Source organism: Pseudarthrobacter sp. MDT1-56 (assembly GCF_059383555.1).
The window spans coordinates 18424-34499 of record NZ_JBWZCK010000012.1 but is presented as its reverse complement, the minus strand read 5'-3'; the positions used below and the strand labels follow the sequence as shown (position 1 = coordinate 34499).

The window sequence follows — 16076 nt, the reverse complement described above, 5'->3', positions numbered from 1 at the left end:
TGAGGGTGCTAAACGGCACTTACGGAGCACTCGATTAGGGGTTAGGCGTAGGCGTTGACCAGCCGGACGGCACCGCCGTCGACGCCCTTGGCGCCCTGGACATAGTCCGGGCCGGTCTTGACGATGGCGTCCGAGTTTTCCTCGACGGTGCCCATGACCCAGGCCGGCAGCCCGCGCTCGTTGAGGCGGTTCACGGCGGCGTCGGCGGCCTCGGGGGAGACGATCGCCACCATGCCCACGCCGAGGTTCAGGGTGCGCTCGAGGTCGGCCAGCGGGACGTTGCCCAGTTCGGCGACCAGCCGGAAGATGGCCGGAAGCTGCCAGGTGGCGCGGTCCACGGTGGCCACTAGGCCCTGGGGCAGGACGCGGGCGAGGTTGGCAGCGAGGCCGCCGCCGGTGACGTGGCTGAAGCCGTGCACGGCCTGGCCGGCGGCGGAGCCGTTCACCGGGAAGGTGCGGGCCAGGTCCAGGCAGTCGGCGGCGTAGACGCGGGTCGGTTCCAGGAGTTCCTCGCCCAGCGTGCGGCTGAATTCGGAGACGTGGCGGTCCAGGGCCCAGCCGGCGTGGTTGATGACGCGGCGGACCAGGGAGTAGCCGTTGGAGTGCAGCCCGGAGGAGGCCATGCCGATCACAACGTCGCCGGCGCGGACGCGGTCCGGGCCCAGCAGGTCGGCGGCTTCGACAACACCGGTGGCGGCACCGGCGACGTCGTACTCGTGCTCGCCCAGCAGGCCCGGGTGCTCGGCGGTTTCGCCGCCCACCAGGGCGGTGCCGGCCACGGAGCAGGCGGCCGCGATGCCGCGGACGATGTCCGCGATGCGCTCCGGGACCACCTTGCCGCAGGCGATGTAGTCGGTCATGTACAGCGGCTCGGCGCCCACCACCACGATGTCATCGACCACCATGCCGACGAGGTCGAAACCGATGGTGTCGTGGATGTCCATGGCCTGCGCGATGGCGACCTTGGTGCCGACGCCGTCGGTGGAGGTGGCCAGCAGCGGGCGCTTGTAGGTCAGCAGCTTCGAGACGTCGTACAGGCCGGCGAAGCCGCCGACGCCGCCGATCACCGAGGAGTTGTGGGTTGCCTTGACGGCGTCCTTCATAAGTTCGACGGCGCGGTCGCCCGCTTCGACGTCGACGCCGGCGGAGGCGTAGGTGATGCCGACGGCGTTCTGGGCGGCGTTCATGTCAGCGGCCGGGGAGGCGGGAGTCATACGGGCTCTTTCTTGTCGGCAGCAATGGTTCGATCAATGCGATCGTCAGCGGTGAGCAGTTCTTCGAATTCGGCGTCCGGACCAGGATCGCAGCCGGTGGCACCGGACTTCTCCGCCGGATCCTCGGTGGCGCTGATACCGGCGGCCGCTTCGGCGGCGGATGCCGACGCTGCGGCGCCGAGGGCGGCATCGCCAGCGGCGGGGAGCCCGCCAAGGTCGGTGCGTTCGAGCAGGTTCTTGCCCAGCTTGTCGGCGCCCGGGAGCGCGATCGGGTACTGGCCGGTGAAGCAGGCGGTGCACAGACGTTCGCGCGGCTGGCGGGTGGCCTCGATCATGCCGTCTTCGGAGATGTAGGCCAGCGAGTCGGCGCCGATCGCCTGTGAGATTTCCTCGATCGTGGCGCCGTTGGCGATCAGCTCCGCCCGGGAGGCGAAGTCGATGCCATAGAAGCACGGCCACTGCACCGGCGGGGAGGAGATCTTCACGTGCACGGAGGCGGCGCCGGCTTCGCGGAGCATCCGGACGATCGCGCGCTGGGTGTTGCCGCGGACGATCGAGTCGTCCACCACCACCACGCGCTTGCCGCGGATCACGGATTCGAGCGCGTTGAGCTTGAGCCGGATGCCGAGCTGGCGGAGCGTCTGGGAGGGCTGGATGAACGTCCGGCCCACGTAGGCGTTCTTGACGAAACCGTGGGCGAACGGGATGCCGGATTCCTCGGCGTAGCCGACGGCTGCGGGGGTGCCGGACTCCGGCACCGGGATGACGATGTCCGCTTCCTGGGTGTTTTCGCGGGCCAGCTGGCGGCCCATTTCCACGCGGGACTCGTACACGGAGCGGCCGGCGATGGAGGCGTCCGGGCGGGCGAGGTAAACGTACTCGAAGACGCAGCCGGCCGGCGTCGCCTCGGCGAAGCGCTGGGAGCGCACGCCGTCCTCGTCGATCGCGATGAACTCGCCGGGCTCGATTTCGCGGATGAAGCTGGCGCCGACGGTGGCGAGGGCGGACTGCTCGGAGGCGACCACCCAGCCGCGCTCCAGCCGGCCCAGGCAAAGCGGGCGGATTCCGTAGGTGTCGCGGGCCGCGTAGAGGGTGCCTTCGTCCATGAAGACAAAGCAGAAGCCGCCCTTGATCTTGGGCAGCAGTTCCATGGCGGTCTGTTCGAGCGACTTGCCCTCTTCGCCCTCCAGCAGGGCAGTGACGAGGGCGGTGTCCGAGGTGTTGCCCTGCTTCATTTCCCCGGTGAGCTGGCCGCCGTTGCGGTCCACGATCATGGCTTTGAGCTCGGCAGTGTTGGTCAGGTTGCCGTTGTGGGCCAGGGCCACGGTGCCGGTCGCGGTGGCGCCCAAGGTGGGCTGCGCATTGGCCCAGTGGCTGGCGCCGGTGGTGGAGTAACGGCAGTGGCCGACGGCCAGGTGCCCGGTCAGGGTGTTGAGCGTGGTCTCGTCGAAGACCTGGGAGACGAGTCCCATGTCTTTATAGACGTTGATCCGCTTGCCGTCGCTGGTGGCTATACCAGCCGACTCCTGACCGCGGTGCTGCAGTGCATACAGCCCGTAATAGGTGAGTTTTGCAACCTCTTCGCCGGGAGCCCAGACCCCGAAGACGCCACATGCGTCCTGAGGGCCTTTTTCGCCAGAGAGAAGATCATGAGAAAGTTTTCCATCGCCGCGTGCCACTGGTCGATTATCTCACGTTGTGCGGTAGGACTTTCCCGGCGGCCGGTTTATGACCTCCTGGGGTTGGCCTCCGGCCGGTCAGGACCCCTGCTGATCCCCGGTGTCGGGAACGGAATCGGGAACGGATTCGACGACGGCGCGCTTGGCCTTGCGGACGCTCAGGCGGTCCAGGATGAGCGCCGCGACGCCACCGAGGATGACGCCGCCCGCTCCGCACAGGATCATAAAGAAGCCGAACACGGCGCCGGCGTCGTAGGCTTCATCGCCCGGGAGCCCGTAGGCGAGGAAGGCGGCCACGCCGAAGCCCAGGAGCCCGCCCAGGACCAGGAACGGCACGTACTTCGGCGCCCGGCGCACGGTGACCTCACGCCGCTCGGGGACGTGCTGCTCGCCTGCGGTGCCGGGGGTTTCGGGGGTAGACATGCCGTTAAGCCTACTGCCCCGCCAGCCATTGCTCCCGCCGGGGCGGCGGGAGCACACTAGGGGGTGGGGGAGGGTGCGGTCCGGGCGTAAGGAGTCGCACCATGTCAGTCGCAGCGGACAGCATCCGTGACCAGCAGCGCATCATCTGGGACCAGTTCGCGGCAGGCTGGAGGAAATGGGACGCCGAGTTGCTGGCTTGGCACGGCCCGTTCGGGGATGCCCTGGTTGAGGAAGCGCGGCTGCATCCGCGGGGCTCGGTGCTGGACGTTGCGTCCGGGACGGGGGAGCCCGGGCTCACGGCGGCGGCCCTGGTGCCGGACGGCCGTGTCGTCCTGACCGACATCTCAGCCGGCATGCTCAAGGTGGCCGAGGCCAAAGTGTTGGCACGGGGGCTTCAGAACGTGCGCGTCGAGGTCTGCGACGCCGCCGCTTTGCCGCTGGAAGATGAATCCTTCGATGCCGTGTTTTGCCGCTTCGGATTCAACTTCTTCCCCGCGATAGGGCCCGCGCTCCGGGAGATGGTCCGGACGGCCAGGCCCGGCGCGCGGATAACGGCTGCCGTGTGGGCCCGGGCCGCGGAAAACCCGTGGGCCAGCCTCATCCTGGGAACGCTGGCGCACCACACGGAACTCCCGCCACCGCCCGCAGGGACACCAGGGCTGTTCCGGTATTCCGTGGCAGGGCTGATGTCCCGTATGTTTCGGGAGGCCGGGCTGGTCGACGTCGCCGAGCGGAAGGTCAGCACGGACCTGGTCAAGGCGTCGCCGGAGCTCTATTGGGAGTTCATGACCGACATTGCGACCACGGTGGCGGTGGGTCTGGCGCAGGCGGATCGGGAGGCCCGGGAGCTGATCCGCTCCGATGTCTTCCAGCTGCTGGGCCGCTATGAGCACGACGGCGCCATCCGGCTCCGCTCCACGGCCACCATCGTGGCCGGGACCCGGGTGTAGCCGGTTTCCGCGGCGATTTCGGACGGGCGCGGCGCGGACCCGGGGTGGGCGCGTCCGAAAGCGCCGCGGAATCGCAGGGTGCCTAGACGCCCAGCTCTTCCTTCAGCGCGGCGACGTGGCCCTGCGCCTTGACCTGGTACTGCGCCAGCGTCACGTTGCCCTCGGGGTCGAGCACCACGGTGGAGCGGACGATCCCCTCGGTGACCTCGCCGTTGACCAGCTTCTCGCCCCACGCGCCGTAGGCCAGCGCCACGGCGTGGTCCTCGTCGGCGAGCAGCGGGAAGGTCAGGGCGAAGTCGCCGGTGAAGTTCGCCAGCGCCTCCGGTGCGTCGGGGGAAATGCCCAGCACTTCATAGCCGGAACCCTGCAGGGACGCCAGGTTGTCGCGGAAATCGCAGGCCTCGGTGGTGCAGCCCGGGGTGGCGGCCTGCGGGTAGAAGTACACAATGACGTTCTTCCCGCGGTAGTCGGCCAGTGCGACCTTCTGTCCCGCGGCGTCCGGCAGCGTGAAGTCCGGGGCGGGGGTTCCGGGCTGGAGTTTGATGGTCAGCTGGGGGCTCATGGGGTTCCTTCGGGGGTCGTGGAGGGGTCGGTCTGCGGATGAAAGGGTCTGACGATGCACAACCGCTGGCTCAGATGCTGTATTCCGCCGGCCCGCGCACCTTGGTGTGGGGTCCGGGCACAAACTGGTAGCCGCCGCCGCGGACCGTGGCGATCGCGTGCCGCCCGCCGCGCAACTTGCGCCGCACCCGGCCCACGTACACGTCGATGGAACGGGACGCCGCGGCGGGGGAATCGAATGATTCGAGGAACAGCCGCAGTTCCTCCCGGCCCACCGTGTGGGAGCAGTTCTCCACAAGGTAGCGCAGCAGTTTGAACTCGACGCCGGTCAGCGGCACTCGCTTCCCGTCCAGGCGTACCTCGCCGGCGGCCAGGTCCACGGACACCAGGCTGGCCGGGCCGGACGACGGCGGCAGGCGGGTGGCGCCGTCAGCCTCCGGCGGGGAGTCCTCCGCAGCGGACGACGACGGCACCGACGACGACGGCACGGACGACGACGGCACGGACGACGACGGCACGGACGACGACGGCACGGTGGTCCCGCCGTTGGCGGGAGTTGCAGCCCCGGCGGCGGGCCAGACCTGGACGTCCGCCTCCGGGGCAATCTTCAGGGCATGCGCCAGCAGCAGTTGCGCGGCCCGCGCCACCGCGGCGTCGTCGATGTCCCGGCCGTCGCCCGGTGTCACCCAGACGGCCAGGCCGTGTGCCTGGAGCCGCGCTCCGGAGGCCGGGCCTGGCTCCCGGCCCGCATATATGCCTCTAGGGGTATGGGCCTCGGTTGCCATGGAAGCCGTCAGACTCCGCCGCGGCGGAGCAGCTGTCCGCTCGGGGTACGGCCGTCAATTTCGTGGCCGCGCAGGAAGGTCCTGCGGACCACGCCGGAGAGTGCCTTGCCGTCGTACGGGGTGATGGGGTTCTTGTGCTTGAGCTTGGAGACGTCCACCACGAAGGCCTCGTCCTGCGCGAAGACGGAGAAATCGGCGTCGTAACCCAGGGCAAGCTGGCCCTTGGTGGTCAACCTCGCCAGTTCGGCGGGCTTCCTCGCCATCCAGGACACCACCTGTTCCAGCGCAATGCCGCGGTGCCGGGCCTCCGTCCAGATCAGGGACAGGCCCAGCTGGAGCGAGGAGACCCCGCCCCAGGCCACGGCGAAGTCGCCGTTTTCCAGGTCCTTGAGGTCCAGGGTGCTGGGGGAGTGGTCGGAGACGATGCAGTCGATGGTGCCGTCCTGGAGGCCCTTCCAGAGCAGTTCCCGGTTGGCGGCCTCGCGGATGGGCGGGCAGCACTTGTAGGCGGTGGCCCCGTTGGGGATTTCCTCGGCCATGAGGGTGAGGTAGTGCGGGCAGGTCTCCACGGTGAGGTGGACGCCGTCGCGCTTGGCGCTGGCGATCATGGGCAGGGCGTCCGAGGAGGACAGGTGCAGGATGTGGGCGCGGGCGCCGGTCCAGCGGGCGCGTTCGATCACCTCGGCGATGGCCTTGTTCTCGGCGCCGCGGGGCCGGGACGCGAGGAACGTCGCGTACTGGTCCCCGCCCGGGTGCGGGGCCCGGTCGATCGCGTGGGAGTCCTCGGCATGGACGATCATGAGCGAATCGAAGGACTTGAGCTCGGCCAGGTCCTCTTCGAGCTCCTCCGCGTCCAAGTGGGGGAATTCGTCCACGCCGGAGTGCAGCAGGAAGCATTTGAAGCCGAAGACGCCCTCGTCGTGCAGCGGCCGGAGGTCCGCCTTGTTGCCGGGAACGGCTCCGCCCCAGAACCCGACGTCAACGAACGCCTGCTCCTCGGCCACTTCGCGCTTGAGTTTGAGCCCATCCACCGTGGTGGTGGGCGGGATGCTGTTGAGCGGCATGTCGATGATGGTGGTCACGCCGCCGGCCGCCGCAGCCCGGGTGGCGGAGGCAAAGCCCTCCCACTCGGTGCGGCCCGGCTCGTTGACGTGGACGTGGGTGTCCACGAGGCCCGGAAGCAGGGTTTCGTCCTCTGCGAGCTCAATGATTTCGGCGCCGGACAGGCCGTTGCCGAGCGGTTCGATGGCAACGATCTTGCCGCCGCGCACTCCCACTTCGCGCGGTGCGATCCCCGCCGTCGTCAGGACGCGCTGCCCCCGGATGACGAGGTCGAAGGTTTCTTCAGACATTCAGGCTCTCCTTGCTCGCGGCCGTGTGGTCAGCAGCCGGCGCCGCCAGCTGCAGGCCGATGTTCCGTCCCAGGCGTTCCAGAAGCGCTGCCGCCTCCGCTATACATGTGTCTACATTGCTTTCGAGCTCCGTCAAAGCGTGGACCGCGCGGAACCCGGATGCCGTGAGCTGCTCAGGGTCCAGCGTGGTGCGTCCGCAGACGGCGATGACCGGAATGCCGGCCCGCGCCGCCGCCCGGGCGACGCCCATCGGGGTTTTGCCCAGCAGGCTTTGTTCGTCCAGGCTCCCCTCGCCGGTGATCACCAGATCCGCGCCGGCCAGCCGCTCCGCCAGTTCCGTGAATTCGAGGACGACGTCGATGCCCGGCCGGCGCGTGGCTGCCAGTGCCGCGATCGCGGCATAGCCCACCCCGCCGGCTGCCCCGGCGCCGGGGGCCTGCGCGGCTTTGAACGCCCGCGGCCCGAGTTCCCCCGCCAGCACCTCGACAAAATGCGCCAGCGCGGCATCGAGTGCTGCCACATCCGCCGGGCCGGCGCCCTTCTGCGGTCCGAAGACCGCGGCGGCGCCCTCGGCGCCCAGCAGCGGATTGTCGACGTCGCTGGCCAGCACAAAGCGTGTCTCGTCCAGCCGCGGGTCGAAGCCGGTGAAGTCGATCCGGTCCAGCCGGGCCAGGGCGGTGCCGCCGGGCGGAAGCTCCCGGCCCGCGCCGTCGAGGAACCGGGCGCCGAGGCCCTGCAGGACGCCAGCGCCGCCGTCGGTGTTGGCGCTGCCGCCCACGCCGAGGATGATCTGCCGGCACCCCGCATCCAGGGCCGCGCGGACCAGCTCTCCGGTCCCCAGACTTGTGGCGCCGGTGGCGCTGGCCGAGTCGGGGCCGCCGGTCAGGACCGCCAGCCCGGACGCGGCCGCCATCTCGATGACCGCCTCCCGGCCGCGGACCGCGAAATCTGCGGTCAGCGGTTCCCCGGTGGGTCCGCTCACTGCCGCGCTGCGGCGGGTGAAGCCGGAGCCGACGGCGGCATCCAGGGTGCCTTCGCCGCCGTCGGCCACCGGAATCAGGAGGATGTCCAGGTTGGATCCCGTTGCCGCCTGGAGCCCTGCTGCCAGGTGCCGGGCGACGTCCGGCGCGGAGAGTGAGCCCTTGAACTTGTCCGGAGCTATGACGACCCGCATGTCTTACGCCTGCAGGGCCAGGATGGCGGTGGGGGCGTCCTCGCGGGTCTCGGCCAGTGCCTCGAACTCGTTCACCGCGTTGATTTCCACGCCCATCGAGATGTTGGTGATCTTCTCCAGGATCACTTCCACCACCACGGGAACCCGGAACTCGCCCATCAGTGCCTTGGCCTTGCCGAAGGCGGAGGCCAGATCGGCGGGATCCTCCACCCGGATGGCCTTGCAGCCCAGTCCCTCGGCCACCTTGATGTGGTCCACGCCGTAGCCGCTGGCGGTCGCCGAGAGATCCGTGGAGTTGATGTTCTCGAACGCCAGGGACACGTTCTGCTCCATGTTGAAACCGCGCTGGGACTGGCGGATCAGGCCCAGGTAGGAGTTGTTCACCACGACGTGGATGTAAGGCAGGTTGAACTGCGCGCCGACTGCCAGCTCCTCGATCATGAACTGGAAATCGTAGTCACCGGACAGGGCGACGACGGTCTCCTCCGGCTTGCCGCGCACCACGCCCAGGGCGGCCGGGGCGGTCCAGCCCAGGGGGCCGGCCTGGCCGGCGTTGATCCATTTGCGCGGCCCGAACACGTGCAGCATCTGGGCGCCGGCGATCTGGGACAGTCCGATCGTGGAGACGTAGGTGGTGTCCTTGCCGAACGCTTTGTTCATTTCCTCGTACACGCGCTGCGGCTTGATCGGGACGTTTTCGAAGTGCGTCTTGCGGTGCAGGGTGGCCTTGCGCTCCGCGCATTCGGCGGCCCAGCCGGAATAGTCCGGCAGGGTGCCCGCGGCCTGGCGCTCGCGGGCCAGCTCCACCAGTCCCGTCAGGGCCGCGCCGGCGTCGGAGGCGATGCCCAGGTCCGGGGAGAACACGCGGCCGATCTGGGTGGGCTCGATGTCGATGTGCACAAACGTCCGGCCGGCCGTGTAGGTGTCCAGGCCGCCGGTGTGGCGGTTTGCCCAGCGGTTGCCGATGCCGATGACGAAGTCGGCGGCCAGCATGGTCTCGTTGCCGTAGCGGTGCGAGGTCTGCAGGCCCACCATCCCGGCCATCAGCGGGTGGTCGTCGGCGATGGCGCCCCAGCCCATCAGGGTGGGGATGACCGGAACGCCCAGCAGCTCGGCCAGTTCCACCAGTTCCGCGGCCGCGCCGGCGTTGATGATGCCGCCACCGGCCACGATCAGCGGGTGGGCCGCCGCGGTCAGCAGGTCCAGGGCTTTTTCCAGCTGCCTGCGGCTGGCCCGTGGCTTCTCCACGGCCAGGGGTTCGTAGGCGTCGATGTCGAATTCGATCTCGGCCAGCTGCACGTCGATGGGCAGGTCCAGCAGCACCGGACCCGGGCGGCCGGAGCGCATCACTTGGAAGGCCTTCTGGAAGGCGCCCGGCACCTGTCCCGGTTCCCGGACGGTCATGGCCATTTTGGTGACCGGCTTGGCGATGGATTCGATGTCCACCGCCTGGAAGTCTTCCTTGTGCAGCTTGGCCACCGGGGCCTGGCCGGTGATGCAAAGCATGGGGATGGAATCGGCCCAGGCCGCGTACAGCCCGGTGATCATGTCCGTGCCGGCGGGCCCGGAGGTGCCGATGCAGAGGCCGATGTTGCCGTCCTTGGCCCGGCTGTAGCCGTCCGCCATGTGGCTGGCGCCTTCCACGTGGCGGGCCAGGGTGTGGCGGATCCCCCCGTGGTTCCGCATGGCGGAATAGAACGGGTTGATCGCCGCGCCTGGCAGGCCGAACGCCTCGGTGGCGCCCTCCTTTTCCAGGATGGCGACGGCAGCGTCTACGGTGCGCATCTTAGTCATGGTGTACTCCTCGGAAGTCTGATTTTGGGTGTGCTGAAGGAAGGCCCGCCCATTCGGGGAAACTGGGCCGGGGCCTGGGGAGCGGTGCTGCTTAGTGGCGGCCGCTGAGCTGGAGGACCTGCTTGAAGAGTCCGGAGTGGTCCAGTCCGCCGTCGCCCTGGTTGACGGTGGCGGCGACGAGTTGTGCGACGACGGCGCCGAGGGGGACGGCGACGTTGGCTTCGCGGGCGGCCGAGGTGACGATGCCCAGGTCCTTGTGGTGCAGGGCCAGGCGGAAGCCGGGGTCGAAGTTCCGGTCGAGCATCTTCTGGCCCTTCTGCTCCAGGACCTTGGAGCCGGCAAGGCCGCCGCCGAGGACCTTCAGGGCGGCGTCCGTGTCGACGCCGTAGGCCTCAAGGAAGGCGATGGCCTCGGCTAGGACCTCGATATTGACGGCGACGATCAGCTGGTTGGCTGCCTTGACGGTCTGGCCCGAGCCGGCCGGCCCGACGTGGACGATGGTCTTGCCCACCGCGGTCAGGACATCCTGGGCGGCCTCGAAATCGGCCGCGTCGCCGCCGACCATGATGGACAGGGCGGCATCGACGGCGCCCTGTTCACCGCCGGACACCGGGGCGTCCAGCGCGCGGATGCCGGCGGCCTTGGCGTCGTCGGCCAGGCGCTTGGCGACATCCGGGCGGATGCTGCTGGCATCGATCCACAGGGCGCCTTGCTTGGCGTGGGCGAACACCCCGTCGGGGCCGCTGACGACGCCCTCGACGTCGGGGGAGTCCGGCACCATGGTGAGAACGACGTCGGCGTCCCTGACGGCGTCGGCGATGCTGGAGGCACCCCGGCCGCCCTCGGAGACCAGCTTGTCGATCTTGTCCTGGCTGCGGTTGAAGCCGGTCACGGTGTGGCCGGCGTTGACCAGGTTGATGGCCATGGGCAGGCCCATGATTCCGAGTCCGATGACTGCAACATTGCTCATGATGGTTCCTTTACTGAAGTCTTTTAGCGCGGGTGTGCTGCTGTGTGGCGGCGGGTGCTAACGGGCGATGCGCTGGCGGATGGCCCAGGCGAAGGCGGTTTCCGCCGGTGCCTTGTACTCGAGGCCGATGTAGCCCTCATAGCCGAGTTGGCGGCTGCGGGCGATCCACTCGCCGAGGGGAAGCTCGCCGGTTCCGGGAGCCCCGCGGCCGGGGTTGTCGGCGATCTGGATGTGGCCGAAGTCTTTGGCGTGCCTTTCGATGACGGCGGAGACGTCGTCCCCGTTGACCGAGAGGTGATAGAAGTCGGCGAGGAGCTTGATGTTCCCCGTGCCGGTTTCCTCCTTCACGCGGGAGATGACCCGGAGGGCGTCGTCGGCTGTGAGGAGCGGATACCGGGGGGCGCCGCTGACCGGCTCGAGCAGCACGGTGCCGCCGAAGGTTGCCACGCCCGCGGCCGCGGCTGCGAGGTTCTTGACCGCCAGTTCGTCCTGGGCCTCCGGGGTGTGCCCGTCCTGCCGGTTGCCGTAGAGGGCGTTGAAGGACGTGCAGCCGAGCCGTCCGCCGATGCCGGCCACCACATCGATGTTGTCCTTGAACTCGGAGCAGCGGCCCTTCCAGGACACGAGGCCGCGGTCGCCTCCGGGCATGTCGCCGGCGTTGAAGTTGAGGCCGGTGAGCTGGACCCCGGCGTCGGTGATGGCCCGCTCGAAACGGGTGACCTCGGCGTCGGCGGGGACTGACGCCGCGAAGGGCCACCAGAACTCGACGGCGTCAAAGCCGGCGGCCTTCGCCGCGGCGGGCCGGTCAAGGAGCGGCAGCTCGGTCAGGAGGATGGAGCAGTTCACGGTGTACGTCATGGTGGGTTCTTTCCGGTACGGGCGGGAGCTGGAGGAGGGCTTCTTTGCCGCTCTCAACTTCCACTTTGTGGAATATAAATTCTGCTTTATGAAAAGTGTAGGGAAGATGGGGCGGGTGCGTCAAGGGGTGAATGGTGAAGGGCGAGGCTGCCGGGTCCTCAGCCGGGACCCAGGAGTTTTCGGGCGCAGCCACAGCAATTGGGACGACAGGGCCCGGGGCGTCAGGGCGCAGTCTCACGGCGCAGCATCAACTGCCCGGGCCATCAGGGTCCGGGCAGTCCAGGGCAAGGGCTGCCCTACCCCTTCGAGGGGTCCTTCCGGGCTGCCAGGCCCACCAGCGCACCGACGGCGACGCCGATCAGCAGGCCCGTGAACGGCTTGTCGGCGGTGGTCACGCCGATGGCGAAGCCGAGGGCTGCGCCCAGGAGCATTCCGATCCACAGGGATTCGTACTTCACAGCCTCAGGCTAGCAAGCGCCGCCAAGCCCCCCCCGTAACGGGAAGGGGCCCGCCCCGTCAGGCGGGGCGGGCCCATTGCTTCGGCCGCGCCTAGGTGAGGCGGATCTGCCGGTTGACGTCCTTGTAGAGCAGGTAGCGGAACGGGCCCGGTCCGCCGGCGTAGCAGGCCTGCGGGCAGAAGGCGCGGAGCCACATGAAGTCGCCGGCCTCGACCTCCACCCAATCGTCGTTGAGCCGGTAGACGGCTTTGCCCTCGAGGACAAAGAGCCCGTGTTCCATCACGTGGGTCTCGGCGAACGGGATGGAGCCGCCGGGCTGGAACGTGACGATGTTGACGTGCATGTCGTGGGCCAGATCGTCCGGGTCCACAAAGCGGGTGGTCGCCCAGGCACCGTTGGTGTCCGGCATGGGCCGCGGTTCGACGTCCTGGTCGCGGGTCACGAAAGACTTCGCGGTGAAGCCGTCCAGCGGTTCGTAGGCCTTGCGGATCCACTGGAAACTGGCGGCCTCCCCGGCGGCATCGTTGGAGACCTTCCAGTCCGAACCGGCCGCGAGATAGGCGTAGCCGCCGGACTCCAGGTGGTGGATCTCGCCGTCGAGCGTCAGCGTCAGTTCTCCCTTGGTGAGGAAGATGACGCCTTCGACGCCGGCCTCCGCCTCGGGCTTGTCGCTGCCGCCGCCCGGCGCCACTTCCACGATCAGCTGCGAAAACGTCGTGGCGAAGCCGGCGATGGGCCGGGCGATGATCCAGGCACGGGTCTTGGTCCAGCCGGGGAGGTTGCTGGTGACAATGTCGCGCAGCACCCCTTTGGGGATGACCGTGTAGGCCTCCTTGACCACGGCGCGGTCGGTGAGGAGCTGGGTCTGCGGCGGCAGGCCGCCTTCGGGGGAAAAGTAGTTGCTCATGGGGTGCGCTCCTTTGTGAAAAGGTCAGTCAAGAGGGGTCAGTGGTTGTGAGAGGCTGCCGGCTGTGCCAGCCGGGGGTGGGCCAGGACGGTCAGCTGGGGCAGCCCCAGACCGGTCAGCCCGCGGACTTCCTCGGTGCCGGCGGCACCGCACTGGATGCCGCGCAGCACGAAGGCTGCGAGGGCCCTGGCCGTGGCGGGTTCGTCCATGACGCCGCCCTCGGTGCGCTCCACATAGTTGCGGAGCCGTGCGGCGGCGGCGGGAAGGCCCTGCCGGTAGAACGCGTAGGTGGCGGCGAAGCGGCTCGGCAGTTGGGCGGGGTGAAGGTCCCAGCCCTGGTAGTAGCCGCGTTCCAGCGAGCGGCGGACCAGCCGGCCATGAAGCCGCCAGGCGTCCTGCACCCCGTCGCCGACGGGGATGACGTTGGTGGACCCGTCGGAGAGCCGGATGCCGGTGCCGGCGACCGCCAGCTGCATCACTTCCTTGGCGTAGTCAGCCACCGGGTGTTCCATCGACTGGTACTCCGCGGAGATCTGCAGCGAGGCCGAGTAATCGTAGGTGCCGTAGTGCAGGGCACTGATCCGGCCGGGCACGGCGTGCGGCAGCTGCGCCACCGGGGAGGTGCCGTCCGGGCCCAGGATCAGCTGCGGCGTTTCCACCTGGACCTCGAAGCGCAGGCGGCCGGCGGGCAGCGAATGGACTTCCTCCAGCCGGGACACGGCGTAGTCCATCGCCTGCACCTGGGCCACGGTGGTGACCTTGGGCAGGGTGAGGACCAGCCCTTCCGGGAGCTCGCCGGCGGCGGCCAGGCCGGAGACGAACAGGTCCAGGGTGCGCAGCCCGCGGGCACGGGTGGGCGCCTCGAAGCACTTGAACCGGATCCCGATGAACGGCGGGGCACTGCCGTCCGCCACCGCGGCGGCTACGGCGGCCGCGGCAGCGACGGCGTCGGCGTCCTCGGCGTCGTCACCCCGGTCCCCGTAGCCGTCCTCGAAGTCCAGCCGGAGGTCCTCGATCGGTTCGCTGCCGAGCTTCGCGGCGACGCGGGATGCGACCGCGGCGGCCAGCTCGGGGTCCTGACCCAGCAGCGTTCCAAGCCGCTCCAGCCCGCCATGGGCTTCGGCCACGGCCAGTGCCCGGGCGCCCCAGCCAGCGGCGAAGCCCGGAGTGAAGAGGTCGGCCGGGACGTAGACGGTGTGGACCGGCTGGCGGGTGCCGTCGTCGCCCGGGTAGTTCCGCTCCAGCAGCTCATCCGTCGCCGCGAGCTGGGCATCGATCCGGCCCAGATCGGTGCCGGAGAGCGACCCGGAGGGAGTCACAGAGGGCCGCCCGGAGGGGGAAGCAGCCATGGCTCAGCCCACCAGTTCGTAGGCCGGAGTGGTGAGGAAGTCCGTGTAGTCCTCGGAGAGGCAAATGTTGCCGATCAGCTTGCTGGCGGGCAGGTAGTGCTTTGCGAAGGCGTCCTCGCCCACCTCGCCGCGGAGCTTCGCGGTTTCCTCGGCCAGGATTCCGGACACCAGTTCGCGGGTCACGGTCCGGCCGGTGTCGGCGAGGACCACCTGGTTGCGGATCTGCTGCCACACCTGCGAGCGGGAGATTTCGGCCGTTGCGGCGTCCTCCATCAGGTTGTGGATGGCGACGGCGCCGTTGCCGGAGATCCACACCGCGGTGTAGGCGACGGCGACGTAGAGGTTCAGTCGCAGGCCCGCTTCGGTGACCGTGCCGTCCGCGGAGGCGATGTCCAGGAGCTGGTCCGCGGTGACTGAAATTTCCGGGCGCTGCTTGTCCAGCTGGTTCGGCCGCTCGCCCAGGACGGCGTCGAAGACGTCGCGGCATACCGGGACCAGGTCCGGGTGGGCCACCCAGGACCCGTCGAAGCCGTCGTTCGCCTCGCGGGTCTTGTCCGCACGCACTTTCTCGAATGCCTGGGCCGTGACCTCGGGCTCGCGGCGGTTGGGGATGACGGCCGCCATGCCGCCCATGGCGAAGGCGCCGCGGTGGTGGCAGGTCTTGACCAGCAGTTCGGTGTAGGCGCGCATGAACGGCGCGGTCATGGCCACGGTGGCGCGGTCCGGCAGCACAAAGCGCGATCCGGCGTCGCGGAAATACTTGATGATGCTGAACAGATAGTCCCAGCGCCCGGCGTTCAGGCCGGAGGCATGGTCGCGGAGTTCGTAGAGGATCTCATCCATCTCGAACGCGGCCGGGATGGTCTCGATTAGGACCGTGGCGCGGATGGTGCCCTGCGGAATCCCGAGGTAGTCCTGCGCAAAAACGAAGATCTCGTTCCAGAGGCGGGCCTCGAGGTGGCTCTCCATTTTGGGCAGGTAGTAGTAGGGGCCCTGGCCGTTCTCCAGCAGCTGCCTGGCGGTGTGGAAGAAGTGCAGGCCGAAGTCCACCAGGGCGCCCACGGTGTGCTCGCCGCCGATCAGCAGATGGCGCTCGCTCATGTGCCAACCGCGCGGGCGTGCCACGACGACGGCCAGCGGGACGTCGGTCCGGAGCGTGTATTCCTTCCCCTCGGGGGAGGTGTACGCCAGGGTGCCGGCCGCGGCGTCGCGGAGGTTCAGGATCGATTCGATCACGTTGGACCAGGTGGGCGTGCTGGCGTCCTCGAGGTCGGCGAGCCAGACCTTGGCCCCGGAATTCAGGGCATTGATGGCCATCTTGGCCGGCGCGGCCGGGCCCGTCATTTCCACCCGGCGGTCCTGCAGGGCTGCCGGGGCGGCGGCAACGGCCCAGTCGCCCTCGCGGATGTCGCGGGTCTCCGGCAGGAAATCGAGCCGGCCGGTGCGGGCCACCTCCTCGCGCTTGACCGCGCGGGCCTTGAGCAGATCCCCGCGGGTGGCGGCGAAACGCTGGTGCAGTTCCTCAATGAAGGCCAGGGCCTCGGGGGTGAGGATCTCCTCCGCACGGTCAACGGGGCGCTGGGCTGAAATGGTGAGAGCCAT

At 69.1% G+C, this 16076-nt stretch carries 15 protein-coding genes; 1 reads left to right on the top strand and 14 read right to left on the bottom strand.

Annotated elements, in window-relative coordinates; all coding sequences use genetic code 11:
• Window positions 1–41 precede the first annotated feature (41 nt).
• The 3 genes from purM to AC50YC_RS16325 all read right to left on the bottom strand — a co-directional run bounded on the left by purM (window position 42) and on the right by AC50YC_RS16325 (window position 3316).
• Window positions 42–1214 carry a phosphoribosylformylglycinamidine cyclo-ligase gene (purM, locus tag AC50YC_RS16335; protein ID WP_494954351.1) on the bottom strand — a complete coding sequence of 391 codons (1173 nt, stop codon included), beginning with the start codon at window positions 1212–1214 and terminating at the stop codon, window positions 42–44.
• Entirely contained in the window at window positions 1211–2893 is a 1683-nt protein-coding gene (gene purF, locus AC50YC_RS16330; protein WP_494954350.1) for an amidophosphoribosyltransferase, read from the bottom strand. Before purF ends, purM begins: the two co-directional genes overlap by 4 nt.
• A 78-nt stretch (window positions 2894–2971) precedes the next feature.
• On the bottom strand, window positions 2972–3316 hold the full coding sequence (locus AC50YC_RS16325) for a hypothetical protein (protein ID WP_494954349.1): 345 nt from the start codon (window positions 3314–3316) through the stop codon (window positions 2972–2974).
• Window positions 3317–3417: 101 nt separating this feature from the next.
• Between AC50YC_RS16325 and AC50YC_RS16320 the strand changes: the two genes are divergently transcribed.
• Window positions 3418–4266 carry a class I SAM-dependent methyltransferase gene (locus AC50YC_RS16320; RefSeq protein ID WP_494954348.1) on the top strand — a complete coding sequence of 283 codons (849 nt, stop codon included), beginning with the start codon at window positions 3418–3420 and terminating at the stop codon, window positions 4264–4266.
• 82 nt (window positions 4267–4348) lie between these two features.
• On the opposite strand, the gene bcp is transcribed toward AC50YC_RS16320, so the two are convergent.
• The 11 genes from bcp to aceB all read right to left on the bottom strand — a co-directional run bounded on the left by bcp (window position 4349) and on the right by aceB (window position 16076).
• The gene (gene bcp, locus AC50YC_RS16315) at window positions 4349–4828 is read right to left on the bottom strand and encodes a thioredoxin-dependent thiol peroxidase (RefSeq protein ID WP_494954347.1); all 480 of its coding nucleotides are present in this window, start codon (window positions 4826–4828) and stop codon (window positions 4349–4351) included.
• Between the two features lie 70 nt (window positions 4829–4898).
• Window positions 4899–5612, bottom strand: coding sequence for a winged helix-turn-helix domain-containing protein (locus tag AC50YC_RS16310; RefSeq protein WP_494954346.1), 714 nt, complete (start codon window positions 5610–5612; stop codon window positions 4899–4901).
• A gap of 8 nt (window positions 5613–5620) precedes the next feature.
• Window positions 5621–6964, bottom strand: coding sequence for an allantoinase AllB (gene allB / locus AC50YC_RS16305; RefSeq protein ID WP_494954345.1), 1344 nt, complete (start codon window positions 6962–6964; stop codon window positions 5621–5623).
• The gene (locus AC50YC_RS16300; RefSeq protein ID WP_494954344.1) at window positions 6957–8138 is read right to left on the bottom strand and encodes a glycerate kinase; all 1182 of its coding nucleotides are present in this window, start codon (window positions 8136–8138) and stop codon (window positions 6957–6959) included. Before AC50YC_RS16300 ends, allB begins: the two co-directional genes overlap by 8 nt.
• Window positions 8139–8141: 3 nt before the next feature.
• Window positions 8142–9932, bottom strand: a complete 1791-nt coding sequence (gene gcl / locus AC50YC_RS16295) for a glyoxylate carboligase (RefSeq protein ID WP_494954343.1) — start codon at window positions 9930–9932, stop codon at window positions 8142–8144.
• A 91-nt stretch (window positions 9933–10023) separates the two neighbouring features.
• Window positions 10024–10902: a 2-hydroxy-3-oxopropionate reductase gene (locus tag AC50YC_RS16290; RefSeq protein WP_494954342.1), complete on the bottom strand. Its 879-nt coding sequence runs from the start codon at window positions 10900–10902 to the stop codon at window positions 10024–10026.
• A 57-nt stretch (window positions 10903–10959) separates the two neighbouring features.
• Window positions 10960–11760, bottom strand: coding sequence for a hydroxypyruvate isomerase family protein (locus AC50YC_RS16285; protein ID WP_494954341.1), 801 nt, complete (start codon window positions 11758–11760; stop codon window positions 10960–10962).
• Window positions 11761–12056: 296 nt separating this feature from the next.
• Complete coding sequence (locus AC50YC_RS16280; protein ID WP_494954340.1) at window positions 12057–12218, bottom strand: hypothetical protein; 162 nt, start codon at window positions 12216–12218, stop codon at window positions 12057–12059.
• A gap of 91 nt (window positions 12219–12309) precedes the next feature.
• Window positions 12310–13125, bottom strand: a complete 816-nt coding sequence (locus tag AC50YC_RS16275) for a bifunctional allantoicase/(S)-ureidoglycine aminohydrolase (RefSeq protein ID WP_494954339.1) — start codon at window positions 13123–13125, stop codon at window positions 12310–12312.
• Between the two features lie 38 nt (window positions 13126–13163).
• Window positions 13164–14474 carry a DUF6986 family protein gene (locus tag AC50YC_RS16270; RefSeq protein ID WP_494954338.1) on the bottom strand — a complete coding sequence of 437 codons (1311 nt, stop codon included), beginning with the start codon at window positions 14472–14474 and terminating at the stop codon, window positions 13164–13166.
• Between the two features lie 3 nt (window positions 14475–14477).
• Window positions 14478–16076 carry a malate synthase A gene (gene aceB, locus AC50YC_RS16265; RefSeq protein WP_494954337.1) on the bottom strand — a complete coding sequence of 533 codons (1599 nt, stop codon included), beginning with the start codon at window positions 16074–16076 and terminating at the stop codon, window positions 14478–14480.

Coding starts and splice junctions, on each gene's coding strand:
- purM (WP_494954351.1), bottom strand. CDS start 1,214: ATGACTCCCGCCTCCCCGGCCGCTGACATGAACGCCGCCCAGAACGCC.
- AC50YC_RS16325 (WP_494954349.1), bottom strand. CDS start 3,316: ATGTCTACCCCCGAAACCCCCGGCACCGCAGGCGAGCAGCACGTCCCC.
- AC50YC_RS16320 (WP_494954348.1), top strand. CDS start 3,418: ATGTCAGTCGCAGCGGACAGCATCCGTGACCAGCAGCGCATCATCTGG.
- bcp (WP_494954347.1), bottom strand. CDS start 4,828: ATGAGCCCCCAGCTGACCATCAAACTCCAGCCCGGAACCCCCGCCCCG.
- AC50YC_RS16310 (WP_494954346.1), bottom strand. CDS start 5,612: ATGGCAACCGAGGCCCATACCCCTAGAGGCATATATGCGGGCCGGGAG.
- allB (WP_494954345.1), bottom strand. CDS start 6,964: ATGTCTGAAGAAACCTTCGACCTCGTCATCCGGGGGCAGCGCGTCCTG.
- AC50YC_RS16300 (WP_494954344.1), bottom strand. CDS start 8,138: ATGCGGGTCGTCATAGCTCCGGACAAGTTCAAGGGCTCACTCTCCGCG.
- gcl (WP_494954343.1), bottom strand. CDS start 9,932: ATGACTAAGATGCGCACCGTAGACGCTGCCGTCGCCATCCTGGAAAAG.
- AC50YC_RS16290 (WP_494954342.1), bottom strand. CDS start 10,902: ATGAGCAATGTTGCAGTCATCGGACTCGGAATCATGGGCCTGCCCATG.
- AC50YC_RS16285 (WP_494954341.1), bottom strand. CDS start 11,760: ATGACGTACACCGTGAACTGCTCCATCCTCCTGACCGAGCTGCCGCTC.
- AC50YC_RS16275 (WP_494954339.1), bottom strand. CDS start 13,125: ATGAGCAACTACTTTTCCCCCGAAGGCGGCCTGCCGCCGCAGACCCAG.
- AC50YC_RS16270 (WP_494954338.1), bottom strand. CDS start 14,474: ATGGCTGCTTCCCCCTCCGGGCGGCCCTCTGTGACTCCCTCCGGGTCG.
- aceB (WP_494954337.1), bottom strand. CDS start 16,076: ATGGCTCTCACCATTTCAGCCCAGCGCCCCGTTGACCGTGCGGAGGAG.